The organism is Micromonospora sp. TSRI0369 (assembly GCF_001905625.1).
Taxonomy (GTDB): Bacteria; Actinomycetota; Actinomycetes; order Mycobacteriales; family Micromonosporaceae; genus Micromonospora; species Micromonospora echinospora_A.
In genome coordinates, this window is sequence record NZ_LIVU01000004.1 from 195,652 (window position 1) to 212,549 (window position 16,898).

A 16,898-nucleotide genomic window follows, 5' to 3' on the forward strand; every position below is an offset into this window, starting at 1 on the left:
GAGGCCCGCGGCCGCGAGCAGCGGCGGACGCCGTTGCCGGAACGAAAGGTGACATCGTGACGTCCGCACCATCCGCCTGGGGCATCGGCCTGGCCACCGTCACCGCCGAGGACCAGGTGCTCGACACCTGGTACCCGACCGGCAAGCTGGGCCTGGGCGAGCTGCCGCTGGTGCCCGGCGAGGACCAGGCCGACGTGCTCGACCTGCCGCCGGGCGCGATCGGCGCGCGTGCGCTGCCCGGCCTGCGCACGGTCGAGGTGACCACGGTGATCGGTTCGCTGGACGACCCGATCAAGGACGCCGCCGACGCGTACCTGCGGTTGCACCTGCTCTCCCACCGCCTGGTGCGGCCCAACGAGCTGAACCTCGACGGCATCTTCGGCAAGCTGGCGAACGTCGCCTGGACGTCGGCCGGGCCGTGCCCGCCGGAGCGGGTGGACGAGCTGCGTGTCATCGAGCGGGCGGCGGGCCGCCACCTGGCCGTGTACGGGGTCGACAAGTTCCCCCGGATGACCGACTACGTGGTGCCGTCCGGGGTGCGGATCGCCGACGCGGACCGGGTCCGGCTGGGCGCGTACCTGTCCTCCGGGACGACTGTGATGCACGAGGGCTTCGTCAACTTCAACGCCGGCACGCTCGGCACCTCGATGGTCGAGGGCCGCATCGTGCAGGGCGTGGTGGTCGGCGACGGTTCCGACATCGGCGGCGGCGCCTCGATCATGGGCACGCTCTCCGGCGGCGGGACCGAGCGGGTGCGCATCGGTGAGCGGAGCCTGGTCGGCGCGAACGCGGGCGTCGGGATCACGCTCGGCGACGACTGCGTGGTGGAGGCGGGCTGCTACATCACCGCCGCCTCGAAGATCACCCTGCCGGACGGCCGGGCCGTGAAGGCCCGCGAGCTGTCCGGCGTCGACGGGCTGCTGTTCTGGCGCAACTCGGTGACCGGCGCGCTGGAGGCGAAGCCGCGTACCGGCCAGGGCATCAAGCTGAACGCGGCGCTGCACGCCAACGACTGAGCCCGTACCCCCGTCCGGGTCCGCGACGGCCGTCGCGGACCCGGACGGCCGGCTCACCGCAGGCGGTACGCCTGGATGATCCGCTGGGTCACGGTGTTGCCGGCGTCGTCACGGGCGGTGGCCCGCAGCGACGCGTACCCCGGGCCGGCCGGGTGCCGGACGGTGGCCGTCCACGCCCCGCCCTGCTTCTTCAGGGCCGCCTTGCGCCAGGTCTTCCCGCCGTCGTAGGAGACGTCGACGGTGAGCGCGACGACCCGGCCGGACGGCGCGCCGGGCTGGCGCTGCACCGCCACCGGCACGGTGAACGTCCGGCCCGCCGGGGCCGAGCTGTCCACCGCCAGCGGCGGGGTGAACCGGACCGCCATGGCCGGCAACCGGGCCGGCACGTCACCCGGCACCCGCTTGGAGCGGAACGTCCAGCTCGCCGAGACCTCGGTGCTCAGGTCGGTGAAGCCGCGCTTCGCCACGGTCTCCAGCCGGTAGTTCGCCGCGCCCGGCGGCACTGTGAACTCGCCGTAGCCCGGGTAGGGCGACTCGCCGACCAGCTTGCCGTTGCGGAACAGCCGCGTGTGCTCGGTGTCGTTGAGCGAACCGCCCGGGTGGCCGGCCGCGTCGCTGTGCACCGGCAGCGCGACCACGATGGTGTCGCCGATACGGGTGATGCTCTCCTCCGGCCAGCGCGGCTGCGGGAACGACGGGCCGAAGGGGCCCTTGTTCCATTCCTCGGTGTAGGTGTGCCCGGCCCGGTAGCGGGTGGGCCCGGACTGCAGCACCGCCCGCGCCTCCAGCCAGCCGTCCTCGTCCCGCTCACCGAAGTTCAGCTCGGTGCTCCAGCGGGTCTTGGCGGTGGAGAGGTGCTCGATCCGCTTGCCGGGCACCTGGACCGGCAGGACGATCGCCGAGCCGCCGATGTCGTAGTCGGACTCCGGGAACACGACCCGTTCGTTCTCCATCCCGGTGTAGCCGGCGGCGAACCGGCTCGTGACGGTGGCGAGGTCGGCGGGCCGGTAGTGCCGGACGAACCCGGTCGGGAACCGGCCCGGGAACAGCTCGTTCAGGCCGTAGAAGTACGGGCTGCGCTCGGGCGCCCTCCCCTCGGTCCACTGACTCGCGACCGCGCCGACGAAGAGGTCGCCGGAGACGTTGCGGCCGACCTGGGCCGAGTAGAGACCGTCGAACGTGTCGGCCCACAGCCCGAAGCTGGCTTGGAAGTCGTCGAGCTTCCAGGCCGCGGTGAGGTCGATCAGCAGTGGCGCCGCGCCGCGCTGCGGCACGGTGGTACGGATCGGCTTCGCCGCCCGCGCGTCCAGCACGAGCCGCTGGTTGCCGGTCACTACCAGCTCCGGCTGGGCGAGGAAGGAGACCTCCGACCAGCCCTCGTCGCCGGCTGCGAAGATCAGGCTCTGCACGCCGTACCGGCCCTTGGGCACCCGCAGCCGGGCCTCGCCGTCGGCGTCGTACACGTCGCGGTAGCTGCCGTCGTCGAGCCCGAGCAGGCTCGTGAAGTAGTCACCGGTCAGGGCGCCGGAGCGGTCGCGGTGCGTCACCGTCAGGTCGTAGCTCTCCACCTCGCGGTCGACAGCGAGCGGGGTCACCGCCACCGCATCGCCGGCACGGGCGGTCAGGCGGCCGGTCCAGTAGCCGTCGGCGCCGCCGAGCCGGGTGTCCACGACCACTGTCACCTGGGCGCTGCCGCCCGCCGGGAGGGTGAGCCGGGAGGTGCTGAGGGTGAGCATGCCGGCCGGCGCGGACCGCCCGCCGGGACCGGTGAACTCGCTGCTCAGGTCCACCGTGATCGCGGCGTTCCCGCCGTTGCGGTAGGTGACCGTCCGGCTGATCGGCTGGTCGTCGGTGTGCGGCCAGGTCGCCACGCCGAACGAGACGGACGGCGGGTCGCTGGTCACCTGCTGGGTGATCGCGCGAGCGAGGTCGACCCGGCCCGCGCCCTGCTGGAACGCGGTCTGCTCCGGGTGCGGCTTCGCCGAGGCCATCAGCGTCGCCTTGTAGCGGGCGGGCGTCCAGCCGGGGTGCTGCTGGGCGAGGAGCGCGACCGCGCCGGCCACGTGCGGGGTGGCCATCGACGTGCCGGACAGCGAGGCGTACTTGTCGCCCACCGGGTCGCCGATCTGGCCGTTCGCGGCCCGGGCGGCCACGATCTCCACGCCGGGCGCGGTGATGTCCGGCTTGATCGCCCCGTCGCCGACGCGGGGGCCGCGGCTGGAGAAGTCGGCGAGCGCGTCGTCGCGGTCCACCGCGCCGACCGCGAGCGCGGCGTCGGCGGTGCCCGGCGAGCCGACCGAGCCGTCGGCGCCGGCATTGCCGGCGGCGACCACGAAGAGCGTCCCGTGCTGCTCGGTGAGCGTCCCGATCGCCTCCTCCAGCGGGTCCACCTCGGGGGTGTCGCCGCCGCTGAGGCTCATGTTGACCACCGTGGCGTGCTGCTCGGCGGCGGCCCACTGCATGCCGGCCAGGATGGCCGAGTCGGTGCAGCCGTAGATCTCGCACACCTTTCCGGACAGCAGCGTGGCGTCGGGCGCGACGCCCCGGTACTTCCCGCCGGATGCGGCCCCGCTGCCGGCGATGGTCGAGGCCACGTGGGTGCCGTGCCCGACGATGTCGTCCGGGTTCGTCTCCTCGGTGAAGTTGCGCGACTCGGCGACCTTGCCCGCCAGGTCCGGGTGGGTGAGGTCGACGCCGGTGTCGAGCACCGCGACCCGGACGCCCTTGCCGGTGTATCCGGCGGCCCAGGCGGTCGGCGCGCCGATCTGCGGCACGCTGTGGTCGAGCGTCACCCGCCGCCGGCCGTCGAGCCAGATCCGCTCGACACCCCCCGCCGCGTCGAGCCGGGCTCCGGAACGGTCGGCGCTGACCGCGTTCCAGAGCGCGCCGGTGTCGCTCTTGGACGCGACGACCGCCGCGCCGGTGATCGCCGGCAGGTCGCGGGTCACCCGCGCGCCGGCGAGCGGGGCCGCCGTCCGCCGGTTCACCCCCGGCCGGTACGACACGAGCAGCGGTACGGTGTCGCGCCGCGCGTCGTCGTAGCCGGCCTCGATCAGCCCGGTGACGTCGAACAGCCGCCGGTCGAGCTTGCCGGAGCGGACCAGCGGGAGCGCGTCCTGCGGCAGCACGGTGAGGCGGTCGCGCTCGCGGCGGACCATGAACTCGATGCCGGCACGGCCGGCGCCGGGGCGTACCGCGGCGCGGCCTCCGGCGGCGACGGTGACCCGGTCCCCGGTGATCAGGGTGACTGTGGTCGCGCGGCTGCCGGCCCGGTCGGACGGACCGGTGAGCGCGGACGGGCCGGCCGGGCCGGTGGGCGCGGCGGCCTGCGCGGGCACTGGCAGACCGAGCGCCAGCGCCAGGGCCATGCCCAGCGCGCCCAGTTTTCTGCGATTCCGGAGCAACCTTCCTCCTTCGTCGAACGTTTCATCGATGAGGGACACATCGATGCGGGTATCAGCATTACATACCGCGTATGCAACGGGAAGTCGCTGATCCGACGGAACCGCCAGCACGCTCCCGACCCGGCCGGGACGATCGAGCGATGACCTCCATGAAGGACCGGATGCTGGCGGGCGAGCAGTACATCGCCGACGATCCGGCGATCATCGCCGACCTGGAGCGCGCGGCCCGGCTCAGCGAACGCTTCAACCGCAGTTCCGCCGACGACCCGGCGGGCCGCCTCGCCGCGCTGCGCGAACTGCTCGGCTCGCTCGGCGAGGACGCCTGGGTCCGGCCGCCGCTGTACTGCGACTACGGATATCAGACGCACATCGGCCCGCGTACGTTCGTCAACTTCAACGCGGTCCTCCTCGACGTCGCCCGCATCACCATCGGCGCCGACGTCCAGATCGGACCGAACGTGCAACTGCTCACCGCCACCCACCCGGTCGAACCGGAGGCACGCCGGGCCAAGTGGGAATCCGCACAGCCGATCACCATCGGTGACAACGTCTGGCTCGGCGGCGGGGTGATCGTCCTGGCCGGGGTGACCATCGGCGAGAACACGGTGGTCGGCGCCGGCGCGGTGGTGACCCGCGACCTGCCGGCCGATGTCGTAGCGGTAGGCAACCCCGCTCGTCCGATCAGGAGCCTGGCCAAACCATCCTGAGCTGCGGAAACACCGTTCCAGCGGATGCGGATTGCGGAACCGGCATGCACTCTTAGTAGTAGAGCGTTTACCGGGAGGCACTATGGAGCGGGTCCTCGAACTGCGGGTGCACGGAGTCTCCAACACCCCGCCGGATCAGCTGCTCGGCCTGAGGGCCGGCGCGAACGGTGACGGTGGGCAACCAGCACTTGTCGCCGGCGGTCAGGTGACCGGCTTCTACCGGTCCACAGCGGCCGGCCGGGACGACCCGATCACCGTCGAGGCGTACAGCTGGGGGCAGCTGACCTCCGGCGCGCGGACCCGGCGGGACGTGGAACGGGCGCTGTGGACGCTGATGCTCCCTTTTGCGCTGGCGAACGTCGCGCTGCACGCCCGCGCGGGCATCCCGCCGGACCCGGACCAGGAGCGCTGGGGCAGCCGGTCCGGCATCACCGCCTGGCTCATCCGCCTGTTCTGCCTGAGCCTGACCTGCACGCTCGTCATGACCGTCACCGGCGTCGGCGTGGACCTGGTCGGCTGGCAGTGCGTCGAGGCGGACTGCCTCGGCCGGCTCCCCGGCCCGTGGGAATTCCTCGGCGACTCCTGGTGGCGGCAGGGCACCCGGACGCTGGCGCTCGGGCTGCTGCTGCCGCTGCTCGTCCTGGCCGCGATCGGACTCGTCGCCTTCCGCACCTACCAGTACGAGGCGCAGATGCCCGCCGACCCGCACCACCACGCCCCTGTCCGGGAGAACGGTGAACCGGCCGAACGACCCGAGCCGCGCGAGCCGCCGGAGAACCCGCTCCAGGACCCGACGTTCTGGAACGGGGAAGGGCAACTGCGCCGAGCCGCGGTGCTGCACCTGTGCACCGGGGCGGTCACCGCCGCCGCCGTACCCGTCACCGCGGCCCTGATCATGGATCCGCCGCGCGGCCTGCGGGCCGCTGTCGCCTGGCCGACCGTCGCGCTGCTCGCCGCCGTGGTGGCGATCGCCGTGGTCGCGGTGGGCCGGCCCTGGTTGAGCCGGCGCCAGGGCGCGACCCCGCTCGGCCGGTGGAGCGCTGCGGTCGCGGCGCTCACCGCGCTCGGCCTGGTCGGCACGTTCGTCCTGCTGCTGGCGCCCGAGAGCCCGGCCGGCGAACCGCTGTCGACGTACCGGCCACCGCTCGGGTGCGCGGAGCAGCCGGAGGCCGCCGGCTGCCGGGCCGACCGGTCACTGCCCGGGTACGACACCGCCACCGCCTGGCTCGTCGCCTACCAGGTGCTGCTGCTGGTGGCCATCGCCGCGGCGAACCGCTCCGGCCGGCGGGCACTGGCCGGTCCGGCCGCCGGTGCGCTGCTGCTGCCGCTGGGCGCGGTCTGGATCGAGCACGGGCTCCCCGGCCTGCCCGACGCGCCGGACGCGCTGCACACCTGGATGCTCGTCGGCCCGGCCGCCGTGCTGGCCGGCGTCGGACTGCTCCTGCCCCGCCTGCGCCCGGCGGTGCCGACCCAGCCGCTCGGCGCGTACACCGATCTCGCCTGGCGGGGGTGCGCCCCGGCGGTCATCGCCGGTTTCGGCTGGATGATGGCGGTGGCCTACTGCGCCGGGCTGCTCTACTGGGTCAGCGACCGGCTGGACGCGTCGGCCGAGCCGAGCGGCCCGAGCCGGGTGGTTCCGCCGCTCGCCGTCTTCTGGGCCGGGCTGGCCTGCGCGGTCGGCCTGCTCGCGCTGCTCGGGCTGCTGATCCGGGTCGCGGTCCTGCTGCACCGCCTGCGCCGGGTGGAGTACGCCCGGCTCACCGCCAACCCCCGCCTGTCCGCGCACGACCGGCGACGCTGCCGTGACGTCAGCACGTACCGGGCGCTGCACCGGCTGGTCGGCGAGCACGCGGTCCGGCTGATGGGCTGCTACGCCGCGTTCTGCGCGGTCCTGGTCACGCTCTGCTGCGCCGCCGCGCTCTCCGGCGAACGGCCCAGCCCGCTGTCCCCCTCCGGCTGGCAGATCGCCATCCACTGGACCGCCGAACGGGGGGACGCCATCCTCGGCTGGCTGCCGGTCGTGATGGCGGCGCTCGGGCTGCTGGTCTACCGCACCGACTCGGTACGCCGCTCGGTCGGCGTGATCTGGGACGTGTGCACGTTCTGGCCCCGGGCCGCGCACCCGCTCGCCCCGCCCAGCTATGCCGAACGCGCCGTACCGGAACTCCAGACCCGGGTCGCGGGCCTGCTGGCGCTACCGCCACACCACAGCGACCGGATGGACGGCGTCATCCTCTCCGGGCACAGCCAGGGCACCGTCATCTGCGCCGCGGTGCTGCTGCAACTGCCCCGCCGGTGGCGGATGCGCACCTGGTTCTTCTCCTACGGCTGCCAGCTCACCCGGCTCTACGGGCGGGTCTTCCCGTCCTACTTCGGCCCGGAGCGGCTACGTACGCTGGCCGGCGCGCTCACCTGGCCCGGCGGCCACGTGGCCTGGACGAACTTCTGGCGGGACACGGACCCGCTCGGCTGGCAGGTCAGTGCCGGGCAGCGGGACGTACCGGTGGTGGACCCGGAGGCGCTGCACCCGACCGGCGGCGAGGTGGCCGACCCGCCCATCCGCAGCCACAGCGGCTACCCGGAGGCGGCGGAGTTCACCCGCGAGCGCGCCGTGGTGGCCCGGCTGCTGCGCCGCACCGTGCCGTCGCCCCGGCAGCGGGCCGGCTGACGCGCGTCACTCCGGCGCCGGGTCGGCCAGGCGTACCACCAGGTCGGCGTGCACCGCCGTGCCCGCGACCAGCCGGGCGTTCTCCTCGTCGCTGCCCAGCGCCCAGGCGCGGGCCTGCTCCGGCGACTTCCCGTACGCCTCGTGCCGCGCGGTGAGCCGGCGCACCCGCACCTCCGCGTCCAGGTCGAGGAACCAGGCCTCGTGCAGCAGCGTCCGCACCTCCTCCCACGGGTCGTCCCGCAGCAGCAGGTAGTTGCCCTCGGTGACCACCAGGCGCACCTCGGGCGGGACCTCGATCGCCCCGGCGACCGGCTCCTCCAGGTCACGGCGGAACTCCGGCGCCCACACCGACGTCGGTTCGAGCCGGCGCAACCGGCGCAGCATCGAGGCGAACCCGTTGACGTCGAACGTGTCCGGCGCGCCCTTGCGCCCCGACCGGCCGAGCCGCTCCAAGGCCGTCCCGGCCAGGTGGAAGCCGTCCATCGGGACCAGCCGGGCGACCGGGCCGAGCGCGGCCACCACCCGCTGGGCGAGCGTCGACTTGCCCGCCCCCGGCGCGCCCGCGATGCCGAGCAGCTGCCGTGGGCCCGCCCCGGCCAGCGTCCGCGCCCGGGCGACCAGCTCGTCGAACGGGAGCACCTGTGCCGGCGGCATCAGTCCAGCACCGGCTCGCTGATGGTGAACCGCGCCTCGACCGCCGCCTGCACCGGCTGCGGCGCCGGGTCCAGCTCCAACTCCAGCTCCGGCTGCTCGCCGGAGCGTGCGTACGCCGCCTTGACCATCATCGGCGGGGACGCGCTCAGCCCGGTGTCGGCCAACTCCCGCAGCGCTGTCACCCGGGCGCCGAGCGCCTCGGCGTACTCCCGGGCCCGGACCAGCGCGTCCGCGATCGCGGCCTGCCGCGCCTCCCGGTAGGCCGGGCTGTCCGGCCGCAGCGACCACACCGGGCCGGCCACCTCGACCTGATCCTGATCGGCCAGACGGAGCATCAGCTCGCCGAGCGCGGTGAAGTCGCTCGTCGTGACCGTGGTGCTCACGCTGCCCTGGTAGGCCACCACCCGGTCGCCGGAACGCTTCGTCACCGGCCAGACGTGGACCTGGCCGGTCTCCCGCCGCTCCACGGCCGGTTCCGCCGCGTCGAGCAGCGCCCGCACCGCGGCGGCCCGTTCGGCCAGCCGGGTCAGCGTGGTCTCGCGATCCCGGTCCCGGGCCGTCGCCGTCACAGTGAAGCGCGCCAGCTCGGGCGCCACCTCCCGGTACGCCTCACCGCGTACCGCCACGACCGGTGCGTCCGCCATGCCGATCAGCCTAACGGCGGGGTGGCCGGCAGGTGCCCCGTGTAGGTGACCGCGCCGCCCGCCTCGCGTACCTCGGTCAGGTGGCCGCCCGCGGCGCCCAGCTCCCGCAGGTACGCCAGCTCGCCGACGTGGTCGGCGGCGCACGGGAACTCCCGCCGGTGCGCGGTGAACTCGCGCGCCCGCAGCGTGGACCGGGTCTGCCGCCCCTCGGCGAGCCGGTCGGCCAGCGTGCCGGCGTCGCCGGCGCGCAGCGCCTCGGTCAGCTCGCCCAGGAAGACGCCGAGCGCGTCCAGCTCGGCGAGTACGCGGTCCCGGTTCCCGAGCAGCATGTTCGCGGTCCGTTCGGGCGGCCCGCCGGCGACCCGGGTGCCATCGGAGAAGCTCCCGGCGGCGAGCGTCAGCACCGCGTCCCGCAGCGCCGACCGGTGCACGGCGCCGGCCAGCGCCCCGGCGAGCACGTGCGGCACGTGCGAGGCGAGCGCCGCCGCTCCGTCGTGCTCCGGGGCGGACATCGGCACCACCCGGGCCTGGAAGACGTCCACGAGCAGCGCGGCCAGCCGCCGGAAGGCGTCCAGCCCGGTCGGCCCCGGGCAGAGCACCCAGGCGGCGCCGGCGAGCAGGTCCGTAGCGGCCGCGTCCGGCCCGGCCCGGTCGGCCCCGGCCATCGGGTGGCCCGGCACGAACCGGTGCCCGAGCCCCTGCACTGTGGCGGCGGTGCTCACCTCGGCCTTGACGCTGCCCACGTCGGTGAGCACGCAGCTGTCGTCGGTGACGGCGGCGACCCGGGTCAGCGTCGCCGGCAACGTGGGCAGCGGGCCGCAGAGGAACACCACGTCCCGTTCGGCCACCGCGTCCTCGACCGTGTCGGCCACCGCGACGCCCCGTTCGCGTACCCGCCCGCGGATCGCCGGGTCCGGGTCCCAGCCGGTGACGTCGAGCCCGGCGTCGCGCAGCCGGAGCAGCACCGAACCGCCGATCAGCCCGGTGCCGAGCACCGCCGCCCGTGCCAGCTCGCCCGCCATGTCAGAACCCGGCGAGCCGCCCGGCCACCGCGTCGACACGCTCGTCGGACTCGGTGAGCGCCACCCGGACGTGCCGGGCGCCGGCCGGGCCGTAGAAGACCCCGGCCGCGACCAGGATGCCCCGGCGGGCCAGCCAGTCCACGGTGTCCCAGCAGTCCTCGTCCCGGGTCAGCCAGAGGTAGAGCCCGGCCTCCGAGTGCTCGACGGTGAAGCCGGCGCCGGTGAACGCCGCACGCAGCTTCTCCCGCCGGACCCGGTAGCGCTCCCGCTGGGCGTCGGCGTGTTCCTGATCCCCGAGCGCGGCCACCATCGCGGCCTGCACCGGGGCCGGCACGATCAGGCCCGCGTGCTTGCGGATCTTGAGCAGCTCGGCCACCAGCGCCGGGTCACCGGCGACGAACCCGGCCCGGTATCCGGCCAGGTTCGAGCGCTTGGACAGCGAGTGCACCGCCAGCACGCCGTCGTACGAGCCGCCGCACACCTCGGGCGAGAGCACCGAAACGGGTTCGGCGTCCCAGCCCAGCGGCAGGTAGCACTCGTCGCTGGCGACCACGGCCCCGCGCTCGCGCGCCCACTCGACCACCTTGCGGAGGTGGGCGGCGGGCAGCACCCGGCCGGTCGGGTTACCCGGCGAGTTGACCCAGACCAGCCGTACCCGGGGATCCGGGCCCAGCGCGGTCAGCGAGTCGGTGCGTACGGTGGTCGCGCCGACCAGCCGCGCCCCGTCCTCGTACGTCGGGTAGGCCACCGACGGCACCACGACCACGTCGCCGGGGCCGAGCCCGAGCAGCGTGGGCAGCCAGGCCACCAGCTCCTTGGAGCCGATCGTGGGCAGCACGCCGAGCCCGTCGACGCCCGCGCCGCAGGCCCGCGCGACCCAGGCCCTGATCGCGTCCCGCAGGACGGCGGTGCCGGCGGTCAGCGGGTAACCCGGCGCGTTCGACGCGTCGGCCAGCGCCTGCCGGATCAGCTGTGGCACCGGGTCGACCGGCGTGCCCATCGACAGGTTGATGAGACCGCCCGGGTGCGCCGCGGCCGTGGTGGCCGCGGCGTCCAGGGTGTCCCAGGTGAAGTCGGGCAGCCGCGCCGAGACCGGCGTGGGCCGGTTCAGTGGCCCTCGCCGCGCGGCGGCTGCGCGGCGACGAAGGTGGCGTCCTTCTCCACCTTGCCGATCTTCGAGGCGCCCCCGGGCGAGCCCAGGTCCTCGAAGAACTCGTAGTTGGCCCCGGTGTAGTCCTTCCACTGCTCCGGGACGTCGTCCTCGTAGAAGATCGCTTCCACCGGACAGACCGGCTCACAGGCACCACAGTCGACGCACTCGTCGGGGTGGATGTAGAGCATCCGGTTGCCCTCGTAGATGCAGTCGACCGGGCACTCCTCGATGCAAGCCTTGTCGAGCACATCCACGCACGGCTCGGCGATGATGTAGGTCACCGGTCTTCTCCTCCGCAGACTCGTCGCGATCACCCGCAACGGTAAGAGCCTAGTATCTCGCCGGGGAGGGGGTCGATCGTGCTCCGACAGCAGGACGTGGGACACCGTATCGTGGTCCGCCGGATTGTGGGGATTCGTGAGGGCCGCACGCTGTTCTCCGACGCGCTCGGCGAGCTCGTCGAGCTGAGCGAGACCCACATCACCCTCTCCACCGACGCCGGTCCGCTGCGCGTACCGGTCGCCGAGGTGCACCGGGCCAAGCGGGTGCCACCGGCCCGCCGGCCCACCGCAGCCGCCGTGGTCGCGCTGGAGCTGGCCGCCGACGAGGCGTGGCCCGCACCGGTACGCGGACGGCTCGGCGACTGGCGGCTGCGCTGGGCCGACGGCTGGACCGGCCGGGCGAACAGCGCGCTGCCGGTCGGCGACCCGGACCGTCCCCTGCCCGCCGCGCTGGACGCCGTGCAGCGCTGGTACGCCGAGCGCGGCGGCACCGCCCTGGTGAACACCCCGCTGCCGCTGGCCGCCCCGGTCGGCGCCGAGCTGGACGCGCGCGGCTGGACGGCCCGGCCACCGGTGCTGGTGCAGACCGTCCCGCTGCGCGCCCTGGCCGCGCCGCCGGACGCCGGGCTCGCCGACACGCCGCCGGACGCCGACACGCCGCCGCTCGCCGGCCCGGACGGCCCGCCGCTCGGCGGTCCGGCGGGCACGCCGCCGGTGACGCTTGCCGACGCGCCGGCCGACGACTGGCTGGCGATCGCGGCCGGCCGCAAGGGTGGCCTGCCGGACGCCGCGCGGCACGTGCTCACGGCCGTCGACCGGGTCCGCTTCGCGGAGCTGCGGATCGACGGCCGGCTGCTCGCGGTCGGCCGGGGCACGGTGACCGGCGAGGGCCGTTGGCTCGGAGTCAGCCTGCTCGAAGTGCTGCCCGAGGCGCGTCGGCGCGGATTCGCCGTCGCGGTCGTCCGCGCCCTGGCCGGCTGGGGTGCGGCCGAGGGCGCAACGCGCGCGTTCCTGCAGGTGGAGCAGAGCAACACCGGCGCGGTCGAGCTCTACCGCAGGCTCGGGTTCACCACCCACCACACCTACCTGACCCGGGTCGCCCCGGCCCCCTGAGCGGCGGGCGGTCGGTCAGCGGCGGACGATCCGGCGCGGCCGGGAACGCCGCATCTCGGCGTACCGCTTGAGCTGGCGGGACCGGTAGTCCCGGCCGAGCGCGGTGAGGATCAGGTAGCCGACGAGCACACCGGCCGCGGTGGCGGCGAGATAGAGCCAGATCTGCGCGAAGAAGAGACCGGCGCCCCCGCCGAACGGGTTCTCCCCGACCACCAGCGGACCGACGAACACCGTGAGCGCCAGCGCCACCCCCACCGCGGCGGCCAGGTCACCGGCCAGGCGGCCGAGCGGCCGGTCGGCCCCCCACCGGAACGCGGCACCCGCCAGGATCAGCCCGATCACCAGGAACATCACCAGCGAGACCCGGTCGGACGCGGCGTCGTCGTCCGGGAACGCGAATCTGGTCACCAGCCGGGCCACCACGTTCACCACGAACAACGCGGCCGCCAGCACGCCGACCGCACGCCACCGCTGACCCATCGCACGCCTCCCGCCGTACCGCCCGCTCCCTCCGCGGGCCTCTGGCAGGAATGTCTACCACCGTCGCCTGTGTGGCGTCAGCACCTCATCGGCCAGGCGGTGGCGTCACCAGGTGCCGGAAACCGACCACGGCGAACGTGACCGCGCCGGCCACGATCAGCGCCAGGCCGAGCACGTTGTCGCCGACCAGCGCGAGATCACCCTCGACGGTCCGGACGCCGCCCGCCACGATCACCACGAACCACGGCAGCGCCGCAAGCACCACCGCCCAGCGGCCGTTTGTCGACCGGTGCCCGAACGAGCCCAGCAGCACCGTCGCCGCCACCACCGCCGGCACGCCGACGACCACCGCGCCCACCCCGACCAGCGCCTGCGCCGCGCCGGAGCGGCCCTGCACGAGTTCCCAGGCCCAGGTCGAGAAGATCAGTTCGAGCAGCGCGAGCAGCACGCCGCCCCAGACCGTCAACACGCCGCCGGTCACCCGCAGCGCGCGGTCGAGCGTCCGCTCCGCCCGGCTCGGCGGCGCGGCCTCCGGCGGCGGCGCGGCAACTGTCGACACGGGTACGGCCGGCAGCGTCACCGGACACCGGCCGCCGCGACCGGGGACCGGTCCGGGGCGTCCAGGGCGATTCCGGCGAAGAGGTCGTCCTCCCAGCCGTACGGGCCGTGGCCCGGCCCCTTCTCGCCCACCGCGAGCGTGAAGTACTCGACGCCCATGAACTCGCCGCCGAAGTTGCCGGCGATCGAGTAGAGCCAGGAGTTCGCCGGGATCTGCGTGGCGTGGGCCCGCATCGCCGCCTCCTTGGCGACGTGCTGCTCGGTGCCGTCGATCCGGGCGGCGATCTCCGCGTCCGGCGTGCCGAACGGCAGCTCGTCGGCGCTCTCGATGCCGGCGAACGGGTTGTCCGAGGACTCGGTGAACGTCTCCAGCCCCGCGTCGAGCACGCTGCGCGGCATCGCCGTCCAGTAGACCTTCGCCGGGGCGATCCCCTCGGCCGCGGCCAGCTCGACCGCCCGCATCGCCACCCGGTGGGCCTGGATGTGGTCCGGGTGGCCGTAGAAGCCGTGCGGGTCGTACGTGACGAGCACCTGGGGGCGGACCTCGCGGATGACCTCCAGCAGATGGCCGGCGGCGACGTCCAGGTCGGCCTGCCAGAACGCCCGCGGATGCTCGTTGGTGGCCATGCCCATCATGCCCGAGTCGCGGTAGCGGCCCGCGCCACCGAGGAACCGGTGGTCGGTGACGCCGAGCGCGGCGCAGGCGGCGGCCAGCTCGCCGATCCGGTAGCCGCCGAGCTGGTCCGCCTCGGCCGCGCAGAGCTGGGCCAGCTCGGGGACGTGGATCTCGCCCTCCTCGCCCAGCGTGCAGGTGACGAGCGTGACGTGGGCGCCGGTGGCGGCGTAGTGCGCCATCGTCGCGCCGGTGCCGATCGACTCGTCGTCGGGATGCGCGTGGACCAGCAGAAGGCGTCGGTCGGGCAGCGTCGTCACGCCCGTCACTCTAACCGGCGGTCCTGCCCGCTCGACGGTGATGCGTCCGCGCAGGTCGGCCACATCACCTCCGGTGCCCGCCTACGCTGCAGGCGTGGACTTTCCCGAGCTGGCCGCCCGTACCCGTCGGTTCAGCCACGGGGCGCCGCGCGCCGTCACCGTCTCCGGCGACGGCTCCCGGGTCGTCTTCCTGCGCTCCGCGGGACCGGAGGACCCGGCCGACGCGCTCTGGCTGCTCGACATCGACAGCGGCGAGGAACACCTGGTAGCCGATCCGGCGGTGCTGCTGGGCACGGACGCCGATCCGGCCCGTCTGGCCCCCGGTGAGCGGGCGCTGCGCGAGCGGCTGCGGCTCAGCTCCGGCGGCATCGGCTCGTACGCCTTGGACGCGGCCGGCCGGGTGGCCGCGTTCGCGCTGGCCGGGCGACTGTTCCGGGCCGACCTGGTGCACGGCGACGTGGTCGAGGTGGCCGCCGGCGGGCCGGTGATCGACCCCCGGCCCGACCCGACCGGCGAGCGGCTGGCCTACGTCACCGACGCCGCCGAGGGCGTACGCCGGGGCCAGCTGCGGGTGGTGGAGCCGGACGGTACGGACAACCTGCTCGCCGGTGAGGACAGCGGCGTGACCTGGGGGCTGGCCGAGCACATCGCCGCCGAGGAGTTCCACCGCTACCGCGGCTACTGGTGGGCGCCGGACGGGCGCAGCGTGCTGGCCGCCCGGGTCGACGACTCCCGGCTGGAACGCTGGTACCTGCACGACCCGGCCGACCCGGCGAGCCCGCCGACGTCGCTGGCGTACCCCGTCGCGGGTGGCCCGAACGCGGAGGTCAGCCTGCACCTGCTCGACCTCGACGGCGGCTGGGTCGACGTGCACTGGGACCGGGAGACCTACCCCTACCTGAGCTCGGCGGACTGGGCCGACGGGGGGCCGCTGATCACCGTGCTGCGCCGCTCGCAGCAGCACGGCCTGGTGCTCGCGGTGGACCCGCGCACCGGGGAGACGCAGGTGCACGCGGAGCTGGCCGACCCGCGCTGGGTGGAACCGATCCCCGGCACCCCCGCCCACCTGCCCGACGGGCGGGTGCTGGTCGGCGGCGAACTGGCGCACGACGGGTACGACGCACGCTGCCTGTTCGCCGACGGCACCCTGCTCACCCCGCCCTCGCTGTACGTGCGGCGGGTGGTCGGGCGGCTGCCGAACGGCCCGAGCACGACCGCCGACCTGCTGGTGGAGGCGAGCGAGGGCGAGCCGAGCCAGCGCCACCTCTACCGGGTGCGGACCACCATCGGCGGCGGCATGGACGCCCGCCGGATGGGCAGCGACCCCGGCTGGCACACGGCCGCGATCGGCGGCTCCACGCTGGCGGTGGGCGTCGCGTCGCTGGAGCACCCCGGGGTCCGCTGGCGGGTGTGGCACGGCGACCGCGAGGTGGGTGAGCTGCGCTCGCTGGCCGCCACCTGCTCGTACGCGCCGCGGCCGACGATGGTCCGGGTCACCGACCGGCGGCTGCCCAGCGCGGTGCTCTACCCGGCCGAGCACGTCAAGGGCACCCGGCTTCCGGTGCTGCTGGACGTCTACGGCGGCCCCGGCCACCAGGAGGTCGTCGCGGCCCGCAGCGTCTGGCTGGAACGGCAGTGGTGGGCCGAGCAGGGCTTCGCGGTGGTCACCATCGACAACCGGGGCACCCCCGGCATCGCGCCCTCGTTCGAGAAGGCGATCCACCGCCGGGTCGCCGACGTGATCCTCACCGACCAGGTGGACGCGCTCACCGCGCTCGCCGACAAGCACCCCGACCTGGACCTGGAACGGGTGGCGGTGCGCGGCTGGTCGTTCGGCGGCTGGCTGGCCGGGCTGGCGGTGCTGCGCCATCCGGAGTTGTTCAAGTGCGCGATCGTCGGCGCGCCGGTCACCGACTGGGCGCTGTACGACACCGCGTACAGCGAGCGCTACCTGGGCATGCCCGACGACGCCATGGACGTCTACGCCCACCACTCGCTGGTCGAGCTGGCCGCCGAGCCGCTCGGCGACCCGGCGCAGGCCCGGCCGATGCTCCTGGTGCACGGCCTGGCCGACGACAACGTGCTGGCCGCGCACACGCTGCGGCTGTCGGCGGCGCTGCTGTCCACCGGCCGCCCGCACGCGGTGCTGCCGCTGACCGGGGCGAGCCACCTGGCTGCGGGCGGGGTGTCCGAGCGCCTGCTCCGGCTGGAGCTGGACTTCCTCCGCCGCTACTTGTAAGGAAGGGCCCCCTTTTAACGCCTGCG

The 16,898-nt window shown here is 74.6% G+C and carries 14 protein-coding genes; 5 read left to right on the forward strand and 9 right to left on the reverse strand.

Annotated features, from left to right (window positions below; genetic code table 11):
- The first annotated feature begins 56 nt into the window (after positions 1-56).
- On the forward strand, positions 57-1,016 hold the full coding sequence (gene dapD / locus AMK25_RS13840; protein ID WP_073828790.1) for a 2,3,4,5-tetrahydropyridine-2,6-dicarboxylate N-succinyltransferase: 960 nt from the start codon (positions 57-59) through the stop codon (positions 1,014-1,016).
- A 53-nt stretch (positions 1,017-1,069) separates the two neighbouring features.
- Here the strand turns inward: dapD and AMK25_RS13845 are convergent, their stop codons facing one another.
- Positions 1,070-4,384, reverse strand: coding sequence for a S8 family serine peptidase (locus tag AMK25_RS13845; protein ID WP_241826358.1), 3,315 nt, complete (start codon positions 4,382-4,384; stop codon positions 1,070-1,072).
- A gap of 176 nt (positions 4,385-4,560) precedes the next feature.
- On the opposite strand from AMK25_RS13845, the gene AMK25_RS13850 reads away from it, so the two are divergent.
- Together AMK25_RS13850 and AMK25_RS13855 are read left to right on the forward strand one after the other, a co-directional pair.
- Positions 4,561-5,127: a sugar O-acetyltransferase gene (locus AMK25_RS13850; protein ID WP_073828792.1), complete on the forward strand. Its 567-nt coding sequence runs from the start codon at positions 4,561-4,563 to the stop codon at positions 5,125-5,127.
- Between the two features lie 82 nt (positions 5,128-5,209).
- Entirely contained in the window at positions 5,210-7,795 is a 2,586-nt protein-coding gene (locus tag AMK25_RS13855; RefSeq protein WP_073828793.1) for a hypothetical protein, read from the forward strand.
- Positions 7,796-7,801: 6 nt separating this feature from the next.
- Here AMK25_RS13855 and AMK25_RS13860 read toward each other — a convergent pair whose 3' ends face one another.
- The 5 genes from AMK25_RS13860 to fdxA are packed head-to-tail and all read right to left on the reverse strand — an operon-like array spanning position 7,802 to position 11,549.
- Complete coding sequence (locus AMK25_RS13860) at positions 7,802-8,449, reverse strand: nucleoside/nucleotide kinase family protein (RefSeq protein ID WP_073828794.1); 648 nt, start codon at positions 8,447-8,449, stop codon at positions 7,802-7,804.
- Positions 8,449-9,093, reverse strand: coding sequence for an SIMPL domain-containing protein (locus AMK25_RS13865; protein WP_073828795.1), 645 nt, complete (start codon positions 9,091-9,093; stop codon positions 8,449-8,451). Before AMK25_RS13865 ends, AMK25_RS13860 begins: the two co-directional genes overlap by 1 nt.
- Positions 9,094-9,098: 5 nt before the next feature.
- Positions 9,099-10,115, reverse strand: a complete 1,017-nt coding sequence (locus tag AMK25_RS13870; RefSeq protein ID WP_073828796.1) for a prephenate dehydrogenase — start codon at positions 10,113-10,115, stop codon at positions 9,099-9,101.
- Position 10,116: 1 nt separating this feature from the next.
- Positions 10,117-11,226: a succinyldiaminopimelate transaminase gene (gene dapC / locus AMK25_RS13875; RefSeq protein WP_083664744.1), complete on the reverse strand. Its 1,110-nt coding sequence runs from the start codon at positions 11,224-11,226 to the stop codon at positions 10,117-10,119.
- Complete coding sequence (gene fdxA / locus AMK25_RS32710; protein ID WP_007464872.1) at positions 11,223-11,549, reverse strand: ferredoxin; 327 nt, start codon at positions 11,547-11,549, stop codon at positions 11,223-11,225. Before fdxA ends, dapC begins: the two co-directional genes overlap by 4 nt.
- A 78-nt stretch (positions 11,550-11,627) precedes the next feature.
- On the opposite strand from fdxA, the gene AMK25_RS13885 reads away from it, so the two are divergent.
- Positions 11,628-12,662 carry a GNAT family N-acetyltransferase gene (locus AMK25_RS13885; protein ID WP_073828798.1) on the forward strand — a complete coding sequence of 345 codons (1,035 nt, stop codon included), beginning with the start codon at positions 11,628-11,630 and terminating at the stop codon, positions 12,660-12,662.
- A gap of 15 nt (positions 12,663-12,677) precedes the next feature.
- Here the strand turns inward: AMK25_RS13885 and AMK25_RS13890 are convergent, their stop codons facing one another.
- The 3 genes from AMK25_RS13890 to mshB all read right to left on the reverse strand — a co-directional run bounded on the left by AMK25_RS13890 (position 12,678) and on the right by mshB (position 14,642).
- Complete coding sequence (locus AMK25_RS13890; RefSeq protein WP_073828799.1) at positions 12,678-13,142, reverse strand: hypothetical protein; 465 nt, start codon at positions 13,140-13,142, stop codon at positions 12,678-12,680.
- Between the two features lie 85 nt (positions 13,143-13,227).
- Positions 13,228-13,722, reverse strand: a complete 495-nt coding sequence (locus AMK25_RS13895; RefSeq protein WP_073828800.1) for a hypothetical protein — start codon at positions 13,720-13,722, stop codon at positions 13,228-13,230.
- The gene (gene mshB, locus AMK25_RS13900; protein ID WP_198937520.1) at positions 13,719-14,642 is read right to left on the reverse strand and encodes an N-acetyl-1-D-myo-inositol-2-amino-2-deoxy-alpha-D-glucopyranoside deacetylase; all 924 of its coding nucleotides are present in this window, start codon (positions 14,640-14,642) and stop codon (positions 13,719-13,721) included. The genes AMK25_RS13895 and mshB overlap by 4 nt, the downstream gene beginning before the upstream one ends.
- Before the next feature lie 85 nt (positions 14,643-14,727).
- Here mshB and AMK25_RS13905 point away from each other — a divergent pair, with 85 nt between their 5' ends.
- The gene (locus AMK25_RS13905) at positions 14,728-16,872 is read left to right on the forward strand and encodes a prolyl oligopeptidase family serine peptidase (RefSeq protein ID WP_073828802.1); all 2,145 of its coding nucleotides are present in this window, start codon (positions 14,728-14,730) and stop codon (positions 16,870-16,872) included.
- Positions 16,873-16,898 lie beyond the last annotated feature (26 nt).

Excerpts from the sequence above, each read along its gene's own strand:
- AMK25_RS13845 (WP_241826358.1), bottom strand. The coding sequence starts at position 4,384 with ATGGCCCTGGCGCTGGCGCTCGGTCTGCCAGTGCCCGCGCAGGCCGCC.
- AMK25_RS13850 (WP_073828792.1), top strand. The coding sequence starts at position 4,561 with ATGACCTCCATGAAGGACCGGATGCTGGCGGGCGAGCAGTACATCGCC.
- AMK25_RS13855 (WP_073828793.1), top strand. The coding sequence starts at position 5,210 with ATGGAGCGGGTCCTCGAACTGCGGGTGCACGGAGTCTCCAACACCCCG.
- AMK25_RS13860 (WP_073828794.1), bottom strand. The coding sequence starts at position 8,449 with ATGCCGCCGGCACAGGTGCTCCCGTTCGACGAGCTGGTCGCCCGGGCG.
- AMK25_RS13865 (WP_073828795.1), bottom strand. The coding sequence starts at position 9,093 with ATGGCGGACGCACCGGTCGTGGCGGTACGCGGTGAGGCGTACCGGGAG.
- AMK25_RS13870 (WP_073828796.1), bottom strand. The coding sequence starts at position 10,115 with ATGGCGGGCGAGCTGGCACGGGCGGCGGTGCTCGGCACCGGGCTGATC.
- AMK25_RS13890 (WP_073828799.1), bottom strand. The coding sequence starts at position 13,142 with ATGGGTCAGCGGTGGCGTGCGGTCGGCGTGCTGGCGGCCGCGTTGTTC.